The sequence below is a fragment of the Limnohabitans radicicola genome (assembly GCF_014837235.1).
GTDB classification, from domain to species: Bacteria; Pseudomonadota; Gammaproteobacteria; order Burkholderiales; family Burkholderiaceae_C; genus Limnohabitans_A; species Limnohabitans_A radicicola.
In genome coordinates this window covers 146131-168334 of sequence record NZ_JACYFT010000004.1, presented here as the reverse complement: position 1 = coordinate 168334, position 22204 = coordinate 146131, and the positions used below count along the sequence as shown (strand labels likewise).

Here is a 22204-nt window from a genome sequence, read left to right as displayed (position 1 = left end):
CCCTTCCTGAGCTGAAACCATGACCAAAATCCGCACCCGCATCGCCCCGTCGCCCACGGGGTTTCTGCATTTGGGCACCGCCCGTACCGCGCTGTATTCCTGGGCCTACGCACGCCACTACGGCGGTGAGTTTGTGCTGCGCATCGAAGACACCGATGTGGCCCGCTCCACGCAGGACTCGGTCGATCAGATCCTGCAGTCCATGCACTGGCTGGGCCTTGCCTATGACGAAGGCCCGATCTACCAAATGCAGCGCCTGGAGCGCTACCAGGCTGTGATCGACCAGATGCTGGCCGCTGGCACGGCTTACCGTTGCTACTGCACGCCCGAAGACCTGGAGGCCATGAAGGCCGCGCAGGAAGCGCGTGGCGAGAAGCGCCTGTACGACCGCACCTGGCGCCCCGCACCGGGCAAGGTGCTGCCGCCTGTGCCCGCGGGCGTGAAACCTGTGATCCGTTTTGCCAACCCCATCGACGGCGTGGTGAGCTGGGACGATCTGGTCAAGGGCCCGATCAGCATCAGCAACACCGAGATTGACGACCTGATCATCCAGCGCGCGCCGGAAGAGGGGGCGCCTGAAGGTGCGCCGGGCGTGCCCACCTACAACTTCGCGGTGGTGGTGGACGATTGGGACATGGCCATCAGCCACGTGTTCCGGGGAGACGAGCACATCAACAATACCCCTTGGCAGATCAATATGTACCGCGCTTTGGGCGCTGCGCTGCCGCAGTTCGGTCACTTGCCTGTCATTTTGGGCGACGATGGCCAGAAGCTGTCCAAGCGCCGTGGCGCGGTGGCGGTGTCCAATTACGACGAAGCCGGTTACCTGCCCGAAGCCATGAACAATTACCTGGCCCGTCTGGGCTGGAGCCATGGCGACGACGAGCTGTTCAGCCTCGATCAAATGGTGCAGTGGTTTGACGGCACCCATCTCTCCAAGAGCCCGGCGCAGTGGGATGCGGCCAAGCTGGCCTGGGTCAATGCGCAACACCTCAAGGCGATGGACGATGCCGTCCTGGCCACTCGGGTGCAACCGTTCCTCGTCAAGCTTGGGGTGACGGCCGATGAACGCCTGTCGGCCATCTGCGGTTTGTTCAAGGACCGTTGCGACACGCTGGTGGTGCTGGCCAAATGGATCAGTGCTTTCTACACCGAGGTGGTGCCCAACGCTGAAGAAAAAGCGCAGCATGTGACCGAGTCGGTCAAGCCTGCCTTGGCATTGCTGGCTGACAAGCTGGCTGTGTGTGCCTGGGACAAAGCCGCGATTGCAGCCGCCATCAAGGAAGTGCTGACCGCCACAGGGCTGAAAATGCCTCAACTGGCCATGCCTGTGCGGGTGTTGGTGATGGGCACCGCGCAAACACCGTCGCTGGATGCGGTGCTGGCCTTGAGCCAAAGAGAAAAAATTCTCTTGAGTTTGCAAAACGCGTAAAAACCTGTCTATAATTCAAGTCTCGACACCAACGAGGCATAACGAAAAGCAGCAATGCGAAGCGTTGTACCAACGGGGGGTATAGCTCAGCTGGGAGAGCGCTTGCATGGCATGCAAGAGGTCAGCGGTTCGATCCCGCTTACCTCCACCAAAGTGTCGAAGATTCGCAAGAATCACGTCCAGGTTATGACCCTATCGTCTAGAGGCCTAGGACATCACCCTTTCACGGTGAGTACCGGGGTTCGAATCCCCGTAGGGTCGCCAAGTTGTAGCACTTGGCTTTGACGCAAGTCGAAGCGAAGCTATCTACCAGGAGTGGTAGTTCAGTTGGTTAGAATACCGGCCTGTCACGCCGGGGGTCGCGGGTTCGAGTCCCGTCCACTCCGCCAAAATCAAAAACGCGTCCTCGGACGCGTTTTTTTTTGCAGGCAGTCCTTCCCCAAAAAGGACAACTTGCAGTAAGCTCCACCTCCCGCTCAGTTTTCAGCCCGTTTCCCCGCCCCGCTCCTATGGACAGTGTTCTTCCATCGATCCCCGCCAAGCGCTATTTCACCATCGGTGAAGTCGCCGAATTGTGCGGCGTGAAGACGCATGTGCTTCGCTATTGGGAGCAGGAATTCACGCAACTGCGGCCCGTCAAGCGCCGGGGCAATCGGCGCTATTACCAGCACCATGAAGTGCTGATGATCCGCCGCATTCGGGATCTCTTGTACGAGCAAGGCTTCACCATCAGCGGTGCGCGCAACAAACTGCAGGAACTGGCACAAGCGGCTCGTCCAAGCACACGTGCCAGCGGCGAAGTGATGGTTGGAGACATCGTGGTGGATCAGGACGATGACAGCGACATGGATGCCTTGCCATTGGCGGTAGCTGGCACTTTGGTGGTGCCGTCGGGTGACTTGAAAAAAGAGCTGCTCGAAATCCGCACGATGCTCACTTTTTGATGCGATTCTCAGGGTATAATTAAGGTCTTCGGCGTGTAGCGCAGCCTGGTAGCGCACTTGCATGGGGTGCAAGGGGTCGCGAGTTCGAATCCCGCCACGCCGACCAAAAACAAAAAGGGCTAGCAGTTTTGCTAGCCCTTTTTCTTTGTGCCTTCAAGACAGCGAAGTGCCTTGCACTTCGCCTGCTTCAGATCAGGCTTGGCGGCCCGCCATCATGGCCGCAAAGAAGCCATTGAACCAATGCATGTTCACGGGCTTGGCCATGAAGATGGTGCCTTCTGGCAGGCCGCCACGCGCCTCGATTTCTTCGGGCGACAAGGCAGACACCACCAAGCTGGTCATCTTGTTGAATTGCGGGTTGTTGCGCAAGGTGCGCAGCAATTCGAAGCCATCGACACCCGGCATGTTCAGGTCGGCAATCAACACATCGGGTTGGATGCTGGCGATGTCGATCAGGGCTTCCAGACCCGATGACATGGCGGTGCAGTCCACGGGCATGGCGCAGCGGTTGCAGAAGTCGCGCAGCATTTCACGCGTGACTGGATCGTCTTCCACGAGCAGCACACGCAAGCGGTTGTCACGCCCATCAGCAGGCGTCGTCAACATGTTGTGTTTGCGTTGGTACTCTCGGATCGAAGGCATAGAAATGCGACGATGCCCGCCTTGCGTTTTCCAGGCTTGCAACTCGTTCTTCTCGACCAGAGTCTGGATGGTGCCTACTGACAGACCCAACAGCTTGGCTGCATAGGTGGTACCGCAGTAGTCTTCGAGCGTATCGGGGGATGGATTCGTTTGCATACGCTCTATTTTAGTAACAAAAGCTTTTTAGATGTTAAATAGTAATCTTAAATGTTTATTAAATTAACGAATTGTGGAAAAACAATAAAAAATTCATCAAGGTCTCGCCTGCGACAAAGACGTGACCCGGTGGGCAGTGATGGCCGATTAACATGCAGTGGCATTTCACAAGGAGACAAAAGCATGCGTGCACACGAAGCGTTCTGGCCCTCCCGCCTGCCTGCGAGCTTGACGCCCGCGGCCACATCCCTGTGGATGAACCTGTGGGTCAGTGCGGCACGGTTTCCTGACAAAAATGCCTTGGTCTTCATGGGCCGCGCCTGGACTTACCGTGAAGTGGTGCAGGCGGCCGAAAAAATCGCCAGCCAGCTGGCGCAGTGCGGCGTGCAGCGCGGTGACCGCGTGGTGCTCGACATGCAGAACTGCCCGCAGCTGGTGATCACGCATTTCGCGATCCTGCGGCTCGATGCCGTGGTGGTGCCGGTCAACCCGATGAACCGGGCTGAAGAGCTCAAGCACTACATCACCGACCCTGACACCAAAGTGGCGGTGACCACAGCAGACCTGGCCTCTGAGTTGGTGCAAGCCAGCGAAGCCTTGCCCGCTGATCAGCGCTTGGCGCACCTCGTGGTGACGGCCTTCACCGATGTGTTTGACCCTGCGCAGGTGAGCCCGCAAGACCTGCCCGAAGCTTGGAAAGCCTGGTTGCTCACGCCACGGGATTTGCCTGCGCTTTCGTCGGGTCAGGTGCATGCCTGGAAAGATTGGCTGGACAGCCCGCAAGCCGCTGCGCTGCCTGCGACCCAGGCGACCAGCAATGACCTGGCCATCTTGCCCTACACCAGTGGCACCACGGGCCTACCCAAGGGCTGCATGCACACCCACAGCACCATCATGCACAACGCGATGGCCACGGCTGTGTGGGGCAACGGCACGGCCGAAAACGTCACGCTTTGCGTGGTGCCCATGTTTCACATCACCGGCATGGTGAGCGTCATGCACGCCAGCATCTTCATGGGTGCCAGTCTGGTGATCATGCCGCGCTGGGACCGCGATGTGGCGGGGCATCTGATTTCCAGATGGAAGGTGACCCACTGGACCAACATCCCGACCATGGTGATCGATTTGCTGGGCAGCCCGCACATGGACAAGTACGACCTGTCCAGTCTGGTCTATATCGGTGGCGGCGGTGCGGCCATGCCCGAAGCCGTGGCCCAGCGCTTGCTCGACCAGTTCGGTCTGCGTTACACCGAAGGCTATGGTCTGACCGAAACGGCCGCGCCCTCGCACAGTAATCCGCCCGATCACCCCAAGAAGCAATGCTTGGGCATTCCCTTCATGAGCGTGGACGCACGGGTGGTGAACCCCGACACGCTGGAGGAGTTGCCTCAAGGCGAGTCGGGCGAGATCGTGATTTGTGGCCCACAGGTGTTCAAGGGCTACTGGAAGCGACCCGACGCCACGGCGGCGGCGTTTTTTGAACGCGACGGCAAGTCGTTCTTCCGCTCGGGTGACATGGGTCGGGTCGATGAAGAAGGCTATTTCTTCATGACCGATCGCTTGAAGCGCATGATCAACGCCAGTGGCTTCAAGGTCTGGCCTGCCGAGGTCGAAGCGCTGATGTTCCGCCATCCAGCGATTCAGGAGGCCTGCATTATTGCAACGCGCGACGCCTACCGGGGTGAATCGGTCAAGGCCGTGGTGGTGCTGCGTGGCTCACACAAGGGCCAAGTGAGCGAGCAAGACATCATCGACTGGTGCCGTGAGAACATGGCCGTGTACAAAATCCCCCGTGTGGTCACATTCGCCGAGGCTTTGCCCAAGAGCGGCAGCGGCAAAGTCATGTGGCGTGCCTTGCAGGAAGCCGAAATGGCCGCCCTGGACACCGAAGCCAAATCCGAATGACTCTGAAGCTTTCCATTCTCGACCAGTCCGCTGCTGCTTACGGGCGCGGGCAGGACGAGACGATCCGACAGACTTTGGCGCTGGCCCAACAGGCCGAGGCCTGGGGCTACCACCGATTTTGGGTGAGTGAGCACCACAGCCACCCCAGCATCGTGGGGACAGCCCCGGAGGTCTTGATGGCGGCCATCGCGGCCCGCACCCAGCGCATCCGCTTGGGCAGTGCGGGCGTCATGCTCCCGCATTATTCGGCGCTCAAGGTGGCTGAACAGTTTCGCGTGCTCGACGCGCTGGCGCCTGGGCGGATTGATTTGGGTGTGGGCCGTGCGCCGGGCAGCGATGGACGCACCGCCCAATTGTTGAACCCGGACCGCAACGCTTCTGAGCGCTTTCCGCAGCAGGTCATGGAGCTGCAGGCCTGGGTGAACGGGCAGAACCTGCCCCCCAGTCACCCCGGGCATAACGTGTACGCCTACCCGCAGTCGGGCACGGCGCCCACGGTGTGGATGCTGGGCAGCTCGGACTACGGTGCCCAGCTGGCCGCGCATCTGGGCTTGCCCTATGCGTTTGCCTACTTCATCACCGACGGGCAAGGCGCTGACGAAGCGCTGCAGATTTACCGCGAAACCTTCCGGCCCAGTGCCGCTTTGCAAAAGCCAGCCGCCACCGTGTGCCTGTGGGCCTTGGCTGCTGACACCGACGAAGAGGCCCTGCGCCTGTTTGAAAGCCGTGCCCGCTGGAAGATGGACCGCAACCTGGGCCGCATCGGACCGCTCTTGCCGCCCGAAGAAGCGGCGCGTGATTACAGCCCGGCCGAGCAGTTCGCACTCGATCGGCTGCGTGACTCGGCCTTGATCGGCTCGCCCGCCAGCGTGGGGCGCAAGCTGCGCCAACTGGCGGCGCGGCTGGAGGTCGATGAACTGGTGGTGATCACCTGGACACATGACCCTGCAGCCCAAATGCGTTCTTATGAGCTGCTCGCCCGAGAATTTGCATTGACGGCAAACTCTCCGCTTTGATTTTCAAACCCCTAGGATTTTTGACATGTTCACCACCGCGATCGCTGGCAGCTTGCCCAAACCCGCCTGGCTGGCCGAGACCGAAAAACTCTGGCCCCAGTGGACCACCCAAGGCCCCGAGCTGCAGCAGGCCAAGGCCGATGCCACATTGCTCTGGATCAAGGCGCAGGAAGACGCGGGGCTGGACGTGATCGGCGATGGCGAGCAGGCGCGCCAGCACTTCGTGCACGGCTTTGTCGAGCAGGTCGATGGCATCGACTTCGTGAACAAGGTCACCATGGGCATCCGCAACAACCGCTACGACGCGCAGGTGCCGCAAGTCATCGCGCCGCTGCGCCTCAAGGGCCGGGTGCACGCCTTCGAGGCCCAGTTGGCCCGTGCCCACACGAAAAAGAAACTCAAATTCACCTTGCCCGGCCCGATGACGATCGTGGACACGGTGGCCGACCGCTTTTATGGCGACAAGGTCAAGATGGCCATGGCCTTTGCCGAGTTGCTCAACCAGGAAGCCCTGGCGCTGCAGGCCGATGGTGTGGACATCATCCAGTTCGACGAACCGGCTTTCAACGTCTACATGGACGAAGCCGCCGATTGGGGCGTCAAGGCGCTGGAGGTGGCTGCCCGGGGCCTGACCTGCACCACAGCCGTCCACATTTGCTACGGCTACGGCATCGAAGCCAACAACAAGTGGAAAGAAACGCTCGGCCACGAATGGCGTCAGTACGAAAAGGTGTTCCCGGCCCTCGCCAAAAGCAGCATCCAGCAGGTCAGCCTGGAGTGCATGCACTCGCATGTGCCGATGGAGCTGATGAAGCTGCTCGAAGGCAAGGACGTGATGGTGGGCGTGATCGATGTGGCCAACCCGGCCATCGAAACGCCCGAGGAAATCGCAGAGACCATTGGCCGTGCCTTGCAGTTCGTGCCCAAGCAGCACCTGATCGCCTGCACCAACTGTGGCCTGGCCCCGATGAGCCGCGCCGTGGCCGAGGCCAAGCTCAAGGCGCTGGCCGAAGGCGCCAAGCTGGCCAGCCAGCGTTACGCCTGATCTGGCACAGACCGCATGGGGCAGCAAGGCGCTATGCTTGCGCCTTTGCCTGTTTCAAGAGCTGCTCCATGCCCCAGCAAGACCTGTTGCCTCCTTTGACCTCTTCCGACCACTTGCTGGCTGACCTGCAGCGGCAAGGGTTTGCGGTGCTGGACGCCAGCAGCGTCTGCGCTCTGGCTGGGGTGTCTCTGCACGCCTTGCAGGCACTGGAGCCCAGCTGGAACGGTTTGCCCCCTGACCAGTACTTGAAAGACGGTGGCCGTTACCGTCGCCGCCGCCATGCCAGCCTCAAGGTGCGTGCAGACGGGGTGGAGACCATGCCGCACCGGGCGCATTGGCAGCCTGTGTCGTACAACGCCCTGCATGGCGGCATGCAGCGCTGGTTCGACCCCATGCAGGCCGAGGTGCTGGCGCAGCCCGCCTGGCAGGCTTTGCTGCAATGGTTGGGGTCGGTGGCCAGCCAGGCGCAGGGCGGCGCGACCTGGTTCACCGAAGCGCACCAGTTCCGCATCGACACCACCGACGGCATTGGCCGCCCCACGCCCGAAGGTGCGCACCGCGATGGTGTGGATTGGGTGGCGGTGTTCCTGATTGGCCGCCACGGGATCAAGGGTGGCGAGACGCGGGTGTTCGACATCGACAGCCCACGCGGCCAACGCTTCACTTTGAGCGAGCCTTGGTCTTTGCTATTGCTCAACGACCACCGGGTGATCCACGAGACCACACCCATCCAGCCGCTGTCTGATGCAGCCGCTTGGCGTGATACGCTGGTGATCACCTTGCGGGCCGACGGCTTTCTGGACGACCCGCAGTTGCAGACATTGGCGCTCTGAGCGCCACACCAGGCGCTTCAGACCCCCAGGTGCTGCTCCAGCACGCTGGGGTCGTCGTGCAGGGCCTGTGAGGAGCCTTCAAACACCACCTCGCCCTTGACCAGGATGACGTTGCGGTCGGTGATCTGGGTGACGTGCTTCCAGTTCTTGTCGACGATGATGGCGCTGATGCCGCTTTGCTTGATGACGCTGCAGATGCGCCAGATCTCGCGGGCGATCAGCGGAGCCAGGCCTTCGGTCGCTTCGTCAAGGATCAGCACATCGGGGTTCGTCATGAGCGCACGGCCAATGGTCAGCATTTGCTGCTCACCGCCTGAGAGCTGCTGGCCGCCGTGGTTCAGCCGCTCTTGCAGGCGCGGAAAGGTCTCCAACACGCGCTCATAAGTCCAGTCGCGCTGGCCACGGGTACCCGGGCGGGCCGCCATCTCCAGGTTCTCGACCACGCTCAGGTTGCCAAAGATCCCGCGCCCTTCGGGCACATAGGCGATGCCCAGTTGCGCCACTTCGTAGGTGGGGCGGCCATTCATGGTCTGGCTTTTGATTTGCACGGTGCCGCTTTGCGGCGGCACGATGCCCATGATGGACTTGAGCAGCGTGCTTTTGCCCATGCCGTTGCGGCCCATGAGGCCAATGGTTTCCCCCCGTGCCACCTGGAAGTCGATGCCGCGCAGGATGTGGCTCGCACCGTAATAGGTCTGGATGCCTTGGGCCTGGATCAACAGTTCGCTCATGTCAGTGTTCCTCGCCCACATCTTCACCCAGGTAGGCGGCTTGTACGCCCCGGTCGGCACGCACCACCTCGGGCTTGTCGCTGGCGATCACCTGGCCGTTGACCATCACCGTGAGGTGGTCGGCCAGGGTGAAGATGGCGTCGATGTCGTGCTCGACCAGCATCATGGCGTGGTCTTTTTTCAGGCGCAGCAAGAGCTGCACCATGCTTTCGGCCTCCATCACGCCCATGCCGGCCAGCGGCTCGTCCAGCAGCAGCACGACGGGCTCGGTGGCCAGCGTCATCGCGATTTCGAGCTGGCGCTGCTCGCCGTGGCTGGCTGCGCCCGCGATGGTGTGGCGGCGGTTTTGCAGGCCCGCCAGTTCGATGGCGCGCTCTGCGCGCTCGTTCACCACCTGCATGCGGGCGGCTTGGCTCAGCCAGCCCAAGGGGTTGAAGGGTGAGGGCTGCACACGCGACTGCGCGGCCAGGCGCACGTTGTCCCACACGGTGAAGGTGCGGAAGATGTTGGTCTTCTGGTAGCTGCGGCCCAGGCGGTGGCGCGAGATCTTCTCGGGCGTCCAGCCGGCGATGTCTTGGCCGTTCAGCGTGATGGTGCCGCTGGTCGGTGGCAAGTCGCCCGAGAGCAGGTTGGTCAGCGTGGACTTGCCTGCGCCGTTGGGCCCGATCACGGCATGGATACATCCTGGCCACAAATCGACGTTCACTTCATGCACCGCCGCCAAGCCACCAAAGCGTTTGGTCAGTTGGCGTGCCGACAGCAGGGCTTGGCGTTCACTCATGGCCCGACTCCTTGCCTGCAAAGGCCCTGTTGATGAGACCCAGAATGCCTTTGGGCGCAAACACGATCAGGGCCACGATGAACAGGCCCATCCACATTTGCCAGTGCTTGCCCAGGTTGAACTCGCCCACGGTGGGCAAGTCCTTGAAGACGTGCAGCAAGACCTCGAAGGTGAATGCACCCACGATGGCGCCTGCAAAGTTGCCCATACCGCCCAAGATGACCATCATGATGGCGTGGGCGCTCATGTGAAAGCCCATCAGTTCGGGGTTCACAAAGCCGCTTTGCGCAGCCCACAGGTAGCCGGCCAGCCCAGCCAGCGCCCCGGCCAGCGTGAAGGCGGCCAGCTTGTGGCTGAAAGTGCCAAAGCCCAAGGCGCGCATGCGGTGCTCGTTGACGCGGATGCCCGACAGCGCACGCCCGAAGGGGCTCCACAGCAGGCGGCGCAAGAAGGCGTACACACCCACCAGGCAAGCGAGGGTGAAGAAGTAGAAGACCTGCTTGTTTTCCAGATCGATCAGCACCGCATCGGGCTTGAAGTTCAAGAAGATGCCGTCCGAGCCGCCCAGCGCCTTGTTGTCAAAGAACAGGAAGAAGACCATCTGGGCAAACGCCATCGTCACCATGATGAAGTAGATGCCGTGCGTGCGCACCACCAAAAAGCCGATCACCAGCGCCGCCAGGGCCGAGGCCCCCACGGCGATGGGCAAGCTGCTGTACAGGCTGACGGGCTCACCCTGCGGCGTGAGGAAGGCCAGCGCGTACCCGGCAATGCCGAAGTAGGCCGCATGGCCCAGCGAGACCAGGCCGGTCACGCCTTGCAGCAGATCGAGGCTCATCGCGAAGATGGCCAGGATCATCATGCGGTTGACCATGTCGATGTAGAAGTTGCTGCCCACGAAGGGGAAGGCCAGCAGTGCCGCCAAGCCCAGCACCAGCACCAGCTGGATGCTGCGAGGCAGCTTTTCGATGTGTGTTTGCGGTGTGCTCATGGTGTGTTTGCCCGGATGCTCACTGTTTGAAAAGGCCTTCGGGCTTGTACAAAAGCACGGCCGCCATGAGCACGTAAACCAGCATGCCTGCCACCTGGGGCAACAGGACCTTGCCAAAAGTGTCCACCAGGCCCACCAGCAGCGCCGCGATCAAAGCGCCGCGCACCGAGCCGATGCCGCCAATGACCACGACCACAAAGCACATGATCAGCACCTGCGAGCCCATGTTGGGGTAGACGCTGGAAATGGGCGCCGCGATCATGCCGGCAATGGACGCCAGCCCCACACCCAGCGCGAACACCACGGCATGGATCAGGCTGATGTTCACCCCCAGGGCTTCGGTCATCTCGTGGTTGAAGGCCCCTGCGCGGATCTTCATGCCCAGACGGGTTTTGGAAATCAAGAGGTACAAGCCCAGGGCCAGCACCAGGCACACGCCCGACATGAACAGGCGGTAGACCGGGTAAGACAGCGTGTCGGTCAATGCGATGGACGCCGACAGGGCTTCGGGGATCTGCACGCCGTGCACATCGTCGCCCCAGAGCATGGAGCGCAGCTCTTCAAAGACATAAATCAGACCGAATGTCAGCAGCACCTGGTCGAGGTGGTCGCGGTGGTAGAAATGGCGAAACAGCAGTTTCTCCAGTGCCAGTCCGAACGCCACCGACAAGGCCGTGCCCACCACAATGGCCAGCGTGAAGCTGCCCAGCTGCCCGGCCAGCGACCAGGCCAAGTAGGCCCCCAGCATGTAGAAACTGCCGTGGGCCAGGTTGACCACGCCCATGATGCCGAAGATCAGCGTCAGGCCAGCCGCCAGCATGAACAGCAGCAGCCCGTACTGCACGCTGTTGAGCAGCTGGATCAGAAAATTCACGAAGTCCATCGGTGTTGGCTTTGCAGTGGGTTCAAAACAGAAAAGGCCTGTGCGGCAGGTGTGAAAACGGCGGAACCAAGTCCGCCGTTCATGGGGCGCATGGGCCACCGCCTCGCGGCGGGTGGCCCGCCGGGTTCACATGCGGCAGCCAGCGCCCGAGTCGGCCAGGGCCTTGGCGGCCACACCAATCACCTTGTTTTCCTTGTTGGACACTTCGCGCAGATAGATGTCCTGCACCGGGTTGTGGGCCTTGCTCATGGTCCACTTGCCGCGCGGGCTGTCGATCACGGCTGTTTCCATGGCCTTGATCATGGCGGCCTTTTGGCCCACATCGCCTTTGACGGCGTTGGCACCTTGCACCAGCAGCAAACCGGTGTCATACCCTTGCACAGCGTACACATCGGGCTGCATCTTGAAGGTCTTGGCGTAGTTCAGGCGGAACTCATTGTTGCGTTTGGTCTCGATGCCGTCACCGTAGTGCAGGGTGGTGAGCACGCCATCGGCTGCAGGACCCGCAGCGTCGAGCACGCCTTCGGTCAGGAAGCCCGAGCCGTACAAGGGGATCTTGCCCTTGAGGCCCGCTGCCGCGTAGTCTTTGAGGAATTTGGCTGCACCACCACCCGCAAAGAAGCAGGCCACAGCGTCGGGCTTGAGTGCAGCGATTTCGGTCAGCAGGGCCTGGAACTCGACGTTGGGGAAGGGCAGGCCCAGTTCCTTGATGATGGTGCCACCGGCCTTGGTGTAGCTCTCCTTGAAGCCTTCGTAGGCTTCGTCGCCCGCGGCGTATTTCCAGGTGATCCAGACGGCTTTCTTGTGGCCACGCTTGACCATGGCTTCGCCCAGCGCCATGGTGGGCTGGCTGTTGGAGAAGCTGGTGCGGAAGACGTTGGGCGCGCACTGGGCGCGGGTGGCGATGTGCACGCCCGCGTTGGGGATCAGACTGATCACGCCGCTGTCGCGGGCCACTTTGTGGATGCCCATTTGCACGCCCGAGTGCACGGTGCCGATGATGACGTCGACCTTGTCGCGCTGCACCAGTTTGTTGGCGTTCTCGATGGCTTTGGAGGGTTCCGATTCGTCGTCGACCTTGAACCACTCGATCTCGCGACCGCCAAGCTTGCCGCCTTGCTCGTTGATGGCCATGCGCACACCGTTTTCAATCGCCACGCCCAACTGGGCGAAGGTGCCGGTGTAGGGCAGCATGAAGCCCACGCGGATCTTGCCGCTTTGCGCCAGCACGTGCTGGGGCAGCAGCAAACCGGTGGAAGTGGCGCCCAACAGGGCAGCGCCCTGGGCCAGCATCTGGCGGCGGGATGTTGTGGAATCGGTCATGTGGTTTGTCTCCTGAGAATGCATTCAGACGTTGAACACCGCCATGCAAACAAGCGGTTGCTCTGATGGGAGCATAGCGGACATTGCCAAGTCTTTGATGCATTATGTTGCATGAATGGCGCCATGAAAACTCAGGACATACCCGAGCATTGGCGAGCCTCATGCAAAAAAGAGCATGTTGCAGCGATGGCGATGCATGGTGGAGGGGGTGGCCTGCCCGACAGGAATCGAACCTGTGACCCACAGCTTAGAAGGCTGTTGCTCTATCCAACTGAGCTACGGGCAGATGAGATGCAAAAACAAAAAAGGCCCAGACGGGCCTTTGATGCTGAGTGCCCTCGCGGGTCTTGAAGAATGGTCGGAGCGGCGGGATTCGAACTCGCGACCCTCTGCTCCCAAAGCAGATGCGCTACCAGGCTGCGCTACGCTCCGACTGCACGTATTCTAACCGCGTAATCGGGGTTTTCCGGCGCAGGCTTAACGTTTTTCGTATTGTGTGGCACCAAACAGGGTTTGTTTGGCCTGGTCGTCGAGCAGTGGCTTGCGCGCACCGGCCAGCACTTGCACGGCTTTTTGCACCGCTTTGCGCTCGCTGATGCGGTCAAACCAGGCCTTGAGGTGCGGGTAATCGGCCCAGTCAATGCCCTGGTTTTGCCAGCTGCGCAGCCAGGGAAAGATGGCCATGTCGGCAATGGAGTAGCTCTTGCCCGCGATCCAGGGATGGCTTTGCAGCTGCTTGTCCATCACGCCATACAGGCGCTTGGCCTCGTTGGTGTAACGGTTGATGCCGTATTCGATTTTTTCGGGCGCATAGATGCGAAAGTGGTGCGCCTGGCCAAGCATCGGGCCCACGCCGCCCATCTGGAACATCAGCCATTGCAGCACCTCATACTTGGCGCGGTCGCTTTTGGGCATGAACTTGCCGGTCTTGGCCGCTAGGTAAATCAGCATCGCACCCGACTCGAAAATCGAAATCGGTTTGCCATCTGGGCCGTCCGAATCCACCAGGGCCGGGATCTTGTTGTTGGGGCTGATTTGGAGGAACTCCGGCTGGAACTGGTCGCCCGTGCCGATGTTGACGGCATGCACCCGGTAGGGCAGCTTGCACTCTTCCAGCATGATGTGGATTTTGTGGCCGTTGGGCGTGGGCCAAGTGTAGAGATCGATCATTGGCTAATCCTTCAAGAAAAGAGCTTCGCATCATCGCAAAAAAACGGCCTGCCACACCGGGGTGGAGCAGGCCGTTTTGCAGGGGGCAGGTGTGATCAGCTGCCGCGGGTGATGGGCATGTCTACTTCACCGGGCATGGCCAGGTGTTTGGCCAGCTCCAGCTTGGCCAACGAGTTGCGGTGCACTTCGTCTGGGCCATCGGCCAGGCGCAGTGTGCGCTGGTGGGCGTAGGCATAGGCCAGCGGGAAGTCTTGCGACACGCCGCCACCGCCGTGGGCCTGGATCGCCCAGTCGATGATCTGGCAGGCCATCTGTGGGGCCACGATCTTGATCATGGCGATTTCGGCCTTAGCGACCTTGTTGCCCACGGTGTCCATCATGTGCGCGGCTTTGAGCGTCAACAGTCGAGCCTGCTCGATCATGCAGCGCGACTCGGCGATGCGCTCCTGCCACACAGTCTGACGCGCTACTTCACGGCCAAAGGCCACGCGGCTGTTGAGGCGCTTGCACATGAGTTCGAGCGCACGCTCGGCGCAACCAATGGTGCGCATGCAGTGGTGGATGCGGCCAGGGCCCAAGCGGCCTTGGGCGATTTCGAAACCACGGCCCTCGCCCAGCAGCAGGTTGCTGGCGGGTACACGCACGTTTTTGAGCACCACTTCCATGTGGCCGTGTGGGGCGTCGTCGTAGCCGAACACCGACAGGGCACGCACCACAGTGATGCCGGGGGTGTTGGCGGGCACGACGATCATGGATTGCTGTGAATGGCGCGGTGCATCGGGGTTGGTTTTCCCCATCACGATGTAGACCGCGCAGCGTGGGTCGCCCGCGCCGGATGACCACCATTTGCGGCCGTTGATCACGTACTCGTCGCCGTCGCGGCGGATCTCGCATTCGATGTTGGTGGCATCTGACGAGGCCACATCGGGCTCGGTCATCAGGAAAGCTGAACGGATCTCTCCCTTGAGCAGAGGCTCCATCCACTGGTCCTTGATGGCTTCGCTGGCATAGCGCTCCAGCGTTTCCATGTTGCCGGTGTCGGGGGCCGAGCAGTTGAAGATTTCGGCTGCAAAAGGCACGCGGCCCATGATCTCGCACAGGGGAGCGTATTCGAGGTTCGACAGGCCTTGGGGCGCGCGTGGCGACTTGGGCAAAAACAAATTCCACAGGCCTGCTTTGCGGGCCAGAGGCTTGAGTTCCTCGACGATCTTGGTGGGCACCCAGGCGTTGCCTTTGGCGCGGTTTTCGGCAATTTCATCGAAAAAGCGCTGCTCGTTCGGGTAGATGTGCTCGTCCATGAAGGCCAGCAAGCGCGCTTGCATCTCCTTGACCTTGGGGGTGTATTCAAAATCCATGGGGGTCTCCTTGTGGGTCAGGGGTGAAAAATCAGAATTTGCAAGCAAATTGCCAGGCCAGCTCGGCCATGGGGCGCGCGCCTGCGCCGGAAGCTTTGGCTTGGTCGCTCGATGCGGTGCCGTCCTCCACGCGCTTGGCAATGCCTTGCAAGATCGCGGCGATGCGGAACATGTTGTAGGCCAGGTAGAAGTTCCAGTCCTTGGCCAGCGCTTCGGGGGTGGTGAACCCGGTGCGCTCGCAATAGCGGCGGATGTACTCGGCCTCGGACGGGATGCCCAAGGCGGCGAAGTCCAGGCCGCCAATGCCACGGAATGTGCCCGGGGTGATGTGCCAGGCCATGCAGTGGTAGCTGAAGTCGGCCAGCGGGTGACCCAGCGTGGACAGCTCCCAGTCCAGCACCGCCAGCACACGCGGCTCGGTGGGGTGAAACATCAGGTTGTCCAGGCGGTAGTCACCGTGCACGATGCTGACCAGGCTTTCGCTTTTCGCGCTGTCGGGGATGTTTTGGGGCAGCCATGCCATCAGCTTGTCCATCTCGGGGATGGGTTGGGTGATGGAGGCCACGTACTGCTTGCTCCAGCGGCCAATTTGGCGCTCGATGTAGTTGCCCGGTTTGCCGTAATTGGCCAGGCCTTGCTTGGCAAAATCAACTTTGTGCAGCGCAGCCATCACACGGTTCATCTCGTCGTAGATCGCGCCGCGCTCGGCAGGGGTCATGCCCGGCAGGGACTGGTCCCAGAGCACACGGCCTTGCACGAACTCCATGACGTAGAAGGCGCGGCCAATGACCGATTCATCGTCGCACAGCACATGCATTTCGGCCACAGGCACGCCGGTGCCGTGCAGCCCCTTCATGACCGCGAATTCGCGCTCGATGGCGTGCGCCGAGGGCAGCAGCTTGGCCACTGGGCCGGGCTTGGCGCGCATCACGTATTGGCGTGTGGGTGTGATGAGTTTGTAGGTGGGATTGGACTGGCCACCCTTGAACATCTCGACGCTCAAAGGGCCTGCAAAGCCTGGCAAGCGCGTGCTCAGCCAGGCCTCCAAGGCGGGGACATCGAACGCGTGGGCGCCCGAGACGGGGCGGGTCCCCACGAAATGATCAAAAGCACTCATGGGGCACCTGTGGCGCGGCGGGCGCGCTGAAATGATGGGAAATCCGGGCCGTCAGTGGTCCGCGTTGACGATGCTCAGCAAACCCTCGCGATCGAGCACGACCAGACCACCCGGTTCGATGCGGATGATCAGCTCGCGCTCCATTTGCTTGAGCTCCTGGTTCACGCGCTGACGTGATGCCCCCAGAAGTTGGGCCAATTCTTCCTGCGCCAGCTGCAAGCTGATGCGGATGGCTTTGGCGTCCGACAGGCTGGGCGTGCCATAGCTGCGCAGCAAGTGGTTGAGCTGTTTGGCCAGGCGCGAACGCAATGGCAGGGTGTTGAGGTCTTCCACCAGACCGTAGAGTTGACGAATGCGTCGTGCATGCAGCCGCAGCATGGCTTCGGAAAATTCGACGTGCTGCGACAGGATCTTCTTGAAGTCGGCCTTGGCCACGTTCAGCGTGGTGGTGTCGCCGTGCGCATAGCAGTCGTGCGTGCGCCGGTCCCCGTCGAAGATCGACACGTCGCCAAACCAGATGCCCGGCTCCACATAGGTCAGCGTGATCTGCTTGCCCGACACCGAGGTCGAGCTGACCCTCACCGCGCCCTTGGCACAGGCGATCCACTGCTCGGGTGGATCGCCCCGTGCAGCAAGCATGTCGCCGTCTTTGTAGCGTTTGACGTAAGCGCATCGAAGAATGTCGTGCCGAAGCGATGGTGAAAGGGTTGAAAACCAGCGACCGTTGTTGATCGCTTCTCTTTCTTCCATTGTCAGAATGGGTTCGTCCATGGTCTGTCTTTTGAGTGACTGGTGATCCGATTTTTGTCGCCTGGGGGACCAGGCGGCTTATTCGTACCGCGGGGTTTGCTTGTTCAGGAAGGCGCCGATGCCGATGCCGGCATTGGCGTGGTGGAGGTTTTTCACAAAATGGTCGCGCTCGCGGGCCAATTGTGCGTTGAGACTGCTGCCGTCGGCTTCCGACAACAATTCCTTGACGCTGGCCAGCGCGTTGGGTGCGCGGGCGTTGAGTTGTTCGGCCCAGGCCACCGCTGCGCCGAGCGCCTGGCCCGGTTCGGTCAGGCGGTTGACCACGCCCAGAGCGTGCAGCCGTTCGGCGCCGATGCGCTCGCCGCCCATGAGCAGCTCGGTGGCCAGTTGGCGCGGCATCACGCGCGACAGGCTCCAGCTGCCACCACCGTCGGGCGACAGGGCAATGCTGCTGTAGGCCATCACAAACACGCTGTTGCGGGCCGCCACGATCAGGTCGCAGGCCAGGGCCAGCGAAAAGCCTGCGCCTGCGGCCGGGCCTTCGACGGCCGCGATCACGGGCTTGGGAAAGGTGCGGATCGCCTCGATCCAGCTGTGCAGGCCTTCGATGCTTTGCGCTTGGTGCTCGGGCGGCAGCTGGCGGTTGTTTTGCAGACGCTGCAGGTTGCCCCCGGCACTGAAGAGGCCGTTGTCACCGGTGATGATGACGCTGCGCACTTCGCGGTTGTTCTCGGCCACGCTCAGGGCTTCGACGCCCGCGGCGTACATCTCCGGCCCCAGCGCGTTGCGGAACTCGGGGTTGCTGAGGGTCAGGATCAGGGTTTGACCCTCGCTGGTGCTGAGCAGTTGAGCGGTCATGGCTTTCAGTCTTCGGTGTGCAGCAAGGACAGGCCAATGGCCCCACGGCGGCGCAGCCAGGGGCTGGGGCGATAGCGGGGGTCACCGTAGACGGTCTGCATGTTGAACAGCACCTCGAGGATGCTGTCTGGGCCAAAACGGTTGCCCATGGCCAGTGGGCCCATGGGGTAGGCCAGGCCCAGAGTCACAGCGGTTTCCAGGTCTTCGGGGGTACAGATGCGCTGCTGGCAGATGTCGGAGGCGATGTTCACGATGGTGGCCACCACGCGCTGGGTGACGAAGCCGCCGCTGTCCTTGATCACCGACACGGCCTTGCCGTCGCGGGCGAACAGGGCGTGTGCGGCATCGCGCATGTCCTTGCGGGTGGCCGGGTTGGTGGCCAGCACGCGGCGCTTGGTGGCACCGTCATCGATCAGCATGTCGATGCCCACGGTGCGGGCCGGGTCCAGCCGCTCGACCACCGCCACGGTGGTCACGTCAAAGCCCAGAGGCGCGACGATGGTCAGTGCCTCCGGTGAGGGCGATTGACCGGTCTCGATCTTGGCGCCCAGGTCCTTGAGCAACTGCAGCAATTCGGAGCGGCGCGCGGCGCGGGTCGACACCCACACCGGCGGCATGTTGTCCACCACAGGCACGGCAGGTTCGGCGGGCACCTGGGCCACGCCGCCTTCGTATTTGTAAAAGCCGTCGCCCACCTTCTTGCCCACCACGCCCGCAGCCAGGCGCTGCGCCGTGATCACGTTGGGGCGGTAGCGGGGCTCTTCGTAGTACTGGTGGTAGATCGACTCGATCACATGGTGCGAGACGTCCAGTGCCGTCAGGTCAAACAACTCGAAGGGGCCGAGCTTGAAGCCCATCTGGTCGCGCAGGATGCGGTCGATGGTGGCGAAATCGGCAATGCCCTCGCTCACGATGCGCAGCGCTTCCGTGCCGTAACCCCGGCCTGCATGGTTGACGATGAAGCCGGGCGTGTCTTGTGCGTTGACGGGCGTGAGGCCCATCTGGCGGGCGTAGTCGGTCAGGCGCTGGCACACGGCCGGGTCGGTCTTGAGACCCGCAATGACCTCGACCACCTTCATGAGCGGCACGGGGTTGAAGAAGTGGTAGCCCGCAAAATTGGCCGGACGCTGCAGGGCGGCGGCAATGGCGGTGACCGACAGCGAGGAGGTGTTGGTCACCAGCACCGCGCTGGGGGCCAGGACTTTTTCCAGGTCGGTGAAAACGGCTTTCTTGACCTCGATTTTTTCAACAATGGCCTCGACCACGAGCTCACACCCGGCCAGGTCTTGCAGGCTGGTGGCTTCGAGCAGGCGGGCTTTGTGTCCGGCCACAGCTTCGGCGGTGAGGCGGCCTTTTTCCAGCAGCTTGTCCCATTGCTGGCAAACAGCCTCGCGGGCTTTGCGGGTGGCTTCGGGCTGGGCGTCGTAGAGCCAGACCTGGCTGCCCGCCTGGGTGGCGATCTGGGCAATGCCACGGCCCATGGCCCCGGCGCCGATCACGGCGACTTTGTTGAATGCAAGCGTCATGTTCAAGAGGAAACGAAAATCGTAAACAGAGAAAGATCAAATGTAACTTGTCAGTAACCTGACAATTATGGCCCCACTTGAGGTCGCCTCAGTGCAGCGTTTTGACCGGGTGTTTACGCGCCATGCGTGAAGCCCACAGGCTCATCGCCAGCGCCATCACCAAGCCCAAACTGCCCACGCCCGGCAAAACCGACAAACCCTGGTGCAGGATCAACCATCCGCCCAAGGTGGCACCCAAAGCCTGGCCCAGGTACATGGCCGAGGTGTTGAGGGCGACCGAAGCGGACGCCAGCGCAGGCGCAATGCCCACCAGCCGGGCCTGCTGTGCCGAGTTGGAGGCAAACACCCCCAAGCCCCAGGGCAAGATGGCCGCCACCATCCAGCCAAAGGACTGCGTCTGGCTGACCAAGACCATGCCGATGGCGATCGAGCTCAGGGCCATGGCCATGGCGCGCTCGGCGCCAATCAGATCGATGCGCCGTGACAGCAAGGCGTTGCCCACAAAGCCACAGCCCCCATACGCCAGCAGCATCAGGCTGAACTCGGTGGGGGTGGTGTGAAAGCGTTGAAAGACATAGGGTGCCATGTAGCTGAACAGCACAAACTGCCCGGCCGCCGACATGACCGTGATGCTGAGTGTCAGCATCAGCGCAGGTGAAGACAAGGTCTGCCACCAGGCGGCCGCCGACAAGGCCGGAGGGGTCAGGCCACGCGGTAAACGCGCGGCCAGCCACAGGGCCGAGACCGCCGACAGCACCGCCAGCAGTGCCATGGACCACCGCCAGCCAAAGGTGCCACCGATCCAGGCTCCCAGCGGCGAACCCAGCACCGAAGCCACCGACCAGCCCAGAAAAACGAAGGTGATGGCCCGACCTCTTTGTGCCGGAGGGACCAGCATGCCGATGCAGGCGGCGGCCTGAGGGGTGTAGGCGGCAGCGGCCATCATGGCCAGCACACGCCAGCCCAGCAAGCTGTAAAAACCCGGTGCCAGCGCCGCCAGCGCATGAAAGACGGCGTACCAGACCATGCTGCCGACCAGCAATTGGCGACGGTCCCAGCGCCCCACGGAGGCTGCAATCAGCGGAGCACCGAGGCACACCACGAATGCAGACACCGAAATCAGTTGCCCAGTGGTGGTGATCGATACGTCGAGTGAGGTGTGGATGTCGTTGAGCAAGCCGGCCACCACCATCACGCCCATGCCGATCACCACGTTGCCGAACATCATCGGCCACAACACGCGGGGCAGGCGTTGCGGATCGGACGCCTGCGCGGGCTGCATCAGCGGCGAACCTGCAGTGCGCCGGGGTTGACGATGTTGGTGGGCGTGCCCTTGATGAAGTTCACCACGTTGTCAAATGCCGCACCAAAGTACAGCTCGTAGCTGTCTTTTTCAACATAGCCGATGTGCGGTGTGCAGATGCAGTTTTCCAGCCTGAGCAAGGCCGAGCCTTGCAAGATCGGTTCGGACTCGTAAACGTCGATGGCGGCTAGGCCGGGGCGTCCGCGGTTGAGCGCACCAATCAGGGCGTTGGGCTCGACCAGTTCGGCACGTGAAGTGTTCACGAAGAGTGCCGTGGGCTTCATGCGGCCCAGGTCGTCGGCGGTGACGATCCCTTGCGTGGCATCGTTCAGGCGCAGGTGCACCGACAGCACATCGCATTGCTCAAAAAACGCTTCGCGGCTGGTGGCGGCCTCATAGCCATCGCGTGCAGCGCGCACACGCGACTCGTCGCTGCCCCAGACCACCACCTGCATGCCAAAGGCCTTGCCGTAACCGGCCACCAGCTGACCGATCTTGCCGTAGCCCCAAATGCCCAGCGTTTTGCCACGCAGCACCACGCCCAGGCCAAAGTTGGCGGGCATGGAGGCGGCCTTGAGTCCCGACTGCTGCCAGGCACCGTGCTTGAGGTTGCCGATGTACTGGGGCAGGCGACGGGCTGCGGCCATGATCAGGGCCCAGGTCAGTTCGGCCGGGGCAATGGGCGAGCCCACCCCTTCGGCCACTGCGATGCCGCGTTCGGTGCAAGCGGCCAGGTCAATGTGGCTGCCAGCACGGCCCGTTTGGGCGATCAGTTTGAGGCGTGGCAGTTTTTCGAGCAGTGCGCGGTTCAGTGCGGTGCGCTCGCGGATCAGCACGATGATGTCAGCGTCCTTGAGCCGTACAGACAGTTGGCCCAGGCCCTTGATCGTGTTGGTGTACACCTTGGCGGGAAAGGCTTCGAGCTTGGCTGCGCAGTCGAGTTTGCGAACCACATCCTGATAATCGTCAAGGATCACAATGTTCATCCCTCCATTGTGCCTTGACGCAGACCCTGCACAGCCGTGCGGCTGCGTGTTTTTGAATTGGGCGGCTTGGGGCCCGGCTTCAGGCCGTCGCCCGGATCGGCAGGTCAGTGGCCGAGTGCAGCCGCTTCGCGGGCCGCCAGTCGGTCCAGCTCGGCGCAGACGTCCGCCATGCGGCCAGAGATCACCATGCGCCCGGCCGAATTTGGGCGTTCGCCGCCTTCGGACAAGCGGACCACGCGCAAAGGTGTGCTGGCCGCTGGGCGTGTTGGCCGGGCTGCCAGAGCCGATGCGCTGGCGGCGCGGTGGAAGGGGCTGCTGGCGCGGGCTGGGCGACCGCTGCTGAAAACGCTGGCGCGATTGGTCTGGCGCGCCGCAGGGGCCGGAGCCGCAGCGCGTTGCAAAGACGACAGACCCTGGAACAGGGTGGAGAAGGTGAGCAGAGCGATTCCCATGTGAA

Annotated in this window: 21 protein-coding genes and 6 tRNA genes; 10 read left to right on the top strand and 17 right to left on the bottom strand. The window is 62.1% G+C overall.

Going from position 1 to position 22204, the window contains the following annotated elements:
• Positions 1-19: 19 nt before the first annotated feature.
• The 6 genes from gltX to IC609_RS15275 all read left to right on the top strand — a co-directional run bounded on the left by gltX (position 20) and on the right by IC609_RS15275 (position 2482).
• The gene (gene gltX / locus IC609_RS15300) at positions 20-1432 is read left to right on the top strand and encodes a glutamate--tRNA ligase (protein WP_191820390.1); all 1413 of its coding nucleotides are present in this window, start codon (positions 20-22) and stop codon (positions 1430-1432) included.
• 75 nt (positions 1433-1507) lie between these two features.
• Positions 1508-1583, top strand: a tRNA-Ala gene (locus IC609_RS15295).
• A gap of 37 nt (positions 1584-1620) precedes the next feature.
• Positions 1621-1696, top strand: a tRNA-Glu gene (locus IC609_RS15290).
• A 48-nt stretch (positions 1697-1744) separates the two neighbouring features.
• Positions 1745-1821, top strand: a tRNA-Asp gene (locus tag IC609_RS15285).
• 120 nt (positions 1822-1941) lie between these two features.
• Positions 1942-2376, top strand: coding sequence for a MerR family transcriptional regulator (locus tag IC609_RS15280; protein WP_191820389.1), 435 nt, complete (start codon positions 1942-1944; stop codon positions 2374-2376).
• Positions 2377-2405: 29 nt separating this feature from the next.
• Positions 2406-2482: transfer RNA gene (locus IC609_RS15275), tRNA-Pro, on the top strand.
• Positions 2483-2568: 86 nt separating this feature from the next.
• On the opposite strand, the gene IC609_RS15270 is transcribed toward IC609_RS15275, so the two are convergent.
• Complete coding sequence (locus IC609_RS15270) at positions 2569-3174, bottom strand: response regulator (protein WP_191820388.1); 606 nt, start codon at positions 3172-3174, stop codon at positions 2569-2571.
• A 183-nt stretch (positions 3175-3357) separates the two neighbouring features.
• Between IC609_RS15270 and IC609_RS15265 the strand changes: the two genes are divergently transcribed.
• From IC609_RS15265 to IC609_RS15250, 4 genes are all read left to right on the top strand, one after another.
• Positions 3358-5079, top strand: coding sequence for a long-chain fatty acid--CoA ligase (locus tag IC609_RS15265; RefSeq protein WP_191820387.1), 1722 nt, complete (start codon positions 3358-3360; stop codon positions 5077-5079).
• Positions 5076-6095, top strand: a complete 1020-nt coding sequence (locus IC609_RS15260) for an LLM class flavin-dependent oxidoreductase (protein ID WP_191820386.1) — start codon at positions 5076-5078, stop codon at positions 6093-6095. The genes IC609_RS15265 and IC609_RS15260 overlap by 4 nt, the downstream gene beginning before the upstream one ends.
• Positions 6096-6120: 25 nt before the next feature.
• A complete protein-coding gene (locus tag IC609_RS15255; RefSeq protein WP_191820385.1) occupies positions 6121-7140 on the top strand; it encodes a methionine synthase in 1020 nt (339 codons plus the stop codon).
• Between the two features lie 68 nt (positions 7141-7208).
• Complete coding sequence (locus IC609_RS15250; RefSeq protein ID WP_191820384.1) at positions 7209-7973, top strand: 2OG-Fe dioxygenase family protein; 765 nt, start codon at positions 7209-7211, stop codon at positions 7971-7973.
• 17 nt (positions 7974-7990) lie between these two features.
• Here the strand turns inward: IC609_RS15250 and IC609_RS15245 are convergent, their stop codons facing one another.
• The 16 genes from IC609_RS15245 to IC609_RS15170 form a co-directional block, all read right to left on the bottom strand.
• Positions 7991-8704, bottom strand: a complete 714-nt coding sequence (locus IC609_RS15245; protein ID WP_191820383.1) for an ABC transporter ATP-binding protein — start codon at positions 8702-8704, stop codon at positions 7991-7993.
• Position 8705: 1 nt separating this feature from the next.
• Positions 8706-9485, bottom strand: coding sequence for an ABC transporter ATP-binding protein (locus IC609_RS15240; protein WP_191820382.1), 780 nt, complete (start codon positions 9483-9485; stop codon positions 8706-8708).
• Positions 9478-10476, bottom strand: coding sequence for a branched-chain amino acid ABC transporter permease (locus IC609_RS15235; protein WP_191820381.1), 999 nt, complete (start codon positions 10474-10476; stop codon positions 9478-9480). Before IC609_RS15235 ends, IC609_RS15240 begins: the two co-directional genes overlap by 8 nt.
• Before the next feature lie 19 nt (positions 10477-10495).
• A complete protein-coding gene (locus IC609_RS15230; RefSeq protein ID WP_191820380.1) occupies positions 10496-11359 on the bottom strand; it encodes a branched-chain amino acid ABC transporter permease in 864 nt (287 codons plus the stop codon).
• Between the two features lie 126 nt (positions 11360-11485).
• Entirely contained in the window at positions 11486-12682 is a 1197-nt protein-coding gene (locus IC609_RS15225) for an ABC transporter substrate-binding protein (RefSeq protein ID WP_191820379.1), read from the bottom strand.
• Between the two features lie 209 nt (positions 12683-12891).
• Positions 12892-12968, bottom strand: a tRNA-Arg gene (locus IC609_RS15220).
• Between the two features lie 69 nt (positions 12969-13037).
• Positions 13038-13114 (bottom strand) — tRNA-Pro (locus IC609_RS15215).
• A 45-nt stretch (positions 13115-13159) separates the two neighbouring features.
• Positions 13160-13852, bottom strand: coding sequence for a glutathione binding-like protein (locus IC609_RS15210; protein WP_191820378.1), 693 nt, complete (start codon positions 13850-13852; stop codon positions 13160-13162).
• Between the two features lie 95 nt (positions 13853-13947).
• The gene (locus tag IC609_RS15205; RefSeq protein ID WP_191820377.1) at positions 13948-15207 is read right to left on the bottom strand and encodes an acyl-CoA dehydrogenase family protein; all 1260 of its coding nucleotides are present in this window, start codon (positions 15205-15207) and stop codon (positions 13948-13950) included.
• 31 nt (positions 15208-15238) lie between these two features.
• Positions 15239-16324, bottom strand: a complete 1086-nt coding sequence (locus IC609_RS15200) for a phosphotransferase (protein ID WP_191820376.1) — start codon at positions 16322-16324, stop codon at positions 15239-15241.
• Between the two features lie 51 nt (positions 16325-16375).
• A complete protein-coding gene (locus tag IC609_RS15195) occupies positions 16376-17095 on the bottom strand; it encodes a Crp/Fnr family transcriptional regulator (protein ID WP_191820375.1) in 720 nt (239 codons plus the stop codon).
• 57 nt (positions 17096-17152) lie between these two features.
• A complete protein-coding gene (locus tag IC609_RS15190; protein WP_191820374.1) occupies positions 17153-17932 on the bottom strand; it encodes an oxepin-CoA hydrolase, alternative type in 780 nt (259 codons plus the stop codon).
• A gap of 5 nt (positions 17933-17937) precedes the next feature.
• Positions 17938-19458: a 3-hydroxyacyl-CoA dehydrogenase gene (locus tag IC609_RS15185; RefSeq protein ID WP_191820373.1), complete on the bottom strand. Its 1521-nt coding sequence runs from the start codon at positions 19456-19458 to the stop codon at positions 17938-17940.
• Between the two features lie 88 nt (positions 19459-19546).
• A complete protein-coding gene (locus tag IC609_RS15180) occupies positions 19547-20740 on the bottom strand; it encodes an MFS transporter (protein WP_191820372.1) in 1194 nt (397 codons plus the stop codon).
• Positions 20740-21747: a D-2-hydroxyacid dehydrogenase family protein gene (locus tag IC609_RS15175; protein ID WP_191820371.1), complete on the bottom strand. Its 1008-nt coding sequence runs from the start codon at positions 21745-21747 to the stop codon at positions 20740-20742. The genes IC609_RS15180 and IC609_RS15175 overlap by 1 nt, the downstream gene beginning before the upstream one ends.
• A 104-nt stretch (positions 21748-21851) precedes the next feature.
• Positions 21852-22199 carry a hypothetical protein gene (locus IC609_RS15170; RefSeq protein WP_191820370.1) on the bottom strand — a complete coding sequence of 116 codons (348 nt, stop codon included), beginning with the start codon at positions 22197-22199 and terminating at the stop codon, positions 21852-21854.
• Positions 22200-22204 lie beyond the last annotated feature (5 nt).

What these genes read in the sequence shown, in the direction of transcription:
- gltX (WP_191820390.1), top strand. Translation starts at nt 20, where the DNA reads ATGACCAAAATCCGCACCCGCATCGCCCCGTCGCCCACGGGGTTTCTG.
- IC609_RS15280 (WP_191820389.1), top strand. Translation starts at nt 1,942, where the DNA reads ATGGACAGTGTTCTTCCATCGATCCCCGCCAAGCGCTATTTCACCATC.
- IC609_RS15270 (WP_191820388.1), bottom strand. Translation starts at nt 3,174, where the DNA reads ATGCAAACGAATCCATCCCCCGATACGCTCGAAGACTACTGCGGTACC.
- IC609_RS15265 (WP_191820387.1), top strand. Translation starts at nt 3,358, where the DNA reads ATGCGTGCACACGAAGCGTTCTGGCCCTCCCGCCTGCCTGCGAGCTTG.
- IC609_RS15260 (WP_191820386.1), top strand. Translation starts at nt 5,076, where the DNA reads ATGACTCTGAAGCTTTCCATTCTCGACCAGTCCGCTGCTGCTTACGGG.
- IC609_RS15255 (WP_191820385.1), top strand. Translation starts at nt 6,121, where the DNA reads ATGTTCACCACCGCGATCGCTGGCAGCTTGCCCAAACCCGCCTGGCTG.
- IC609_RS15250 (WP_191820384.1), top strand. Translation starts at nt 7,209, where the DNA reads ATGCCCCAGCAAGACCTGTTGCCTCCTTTGACCTCTTCCGACCACTTG.
- IC609_RS15245 (WP_191820383.1), bottom strand. Translation starts at nt 8,704, where the DNA reads ATGAGCGAACTGTTGATCCAGGCCCAAGGCATCCAGACCTATTACGGT.
- IC609_RS15240 (WP_191820382.1), bottom strand. Translation starts at nt 9,485, where the DNA reads ATGAGTGAACGCCAAGCCCTGCTGTCGGCACGCCAACTGACCAAACGC.
- IC609_RS15235 (WP_191820381.1), bottom strand. Translation starts at nt 10,476, where the DNA reads ATGAGCACACCGCAAACACACATCGAAAAGCTGCCTCGCAGCATCCAG.
- IC609_RS15230 (WP_191820380.1), bottom strand. Translation starts at nt 11,359, where the DNA reads ATGGACTTCGTGAATTTTCTGATCCAGCTGCTCAACAGCGTGCAGTAC.
- IC609_RS15225 (WP_191820379.1), bottom strand. Translation starts at nt 12,682, where the DNA reads ATGACCGATTCCACAACATCCCGCCGCCAGATGCTGGCCCAGGGCGCT.
- IC609_RS15210 (WP_191820378.1), bottom strand. Translation starts at nt 13,852, where the DNA reads ATGATCGATCTCTACACTTGGCCCACGCCCAACGGCCACAAAATCCAC.
- IC609_RS15205 (WP_191820377.1), bottom strand. Translation starts at nt 15,207, where the DNA reads ATGGATTTTGAATACACCCCCAAGGTCAAGGAGATGCAAGCGCGCTTG.
- IC609_RS15200 (WP_191820376.1), bottom strand. Translation starts at nt 16,324, where the DNA reads ATGAGTGCTTTTGATCATTTCGTGGGGACCCGCCCCGTCTCGGGCGCC.
- IC609_RS15195 (WP_191820375.1), bottom strand. Translation starts at nt 17,095, where the DNA reads ATGGACGAACCCATTCTGACAATGGAAGAAAGAGAAGCGATCAACAAC.
- IC609_RS15190 (WP_191820374.1), bottom strand. Translation starts at nt 17,932, where the DNA reads ATGACCGCTCAACTGCTCAGCACCAGCGAGGGTCAAACCCTGATCCTG.
- IC609_RS15185 (WP_191820373.1), bottom strand. Translation starts at nt 19,458, where the DNA reads ATGACGCTTGCATTCAACAAAGTCGCCGTGATCGGCGCCGGGGCCATG.
- IC609_RS15180 (WP_191820372.1), bottom strand. Translation starts at nt 20,740, where the DNA reads ATGCAGCCCGCGCAGGCGTCCGATCCGCAACGCCTGCCCCGCGTGTTG.
- IC609_RS15175 (WP_191820371.1), bottom strand. Translation starts at nt 21,747, where the DNA reads ATGAACATTGTGATCCTTGACGATTATCAGGATGTGGTTCGCAAACTC.
- IC609_RS15170 (WP_191820370.1), bottom strand. Translation starts at nt 22,199, where the DNA reads ATGGGAATCGCTCTGCTCACCTTCTCCACCCTGTTCCAGGGTCTGTCG.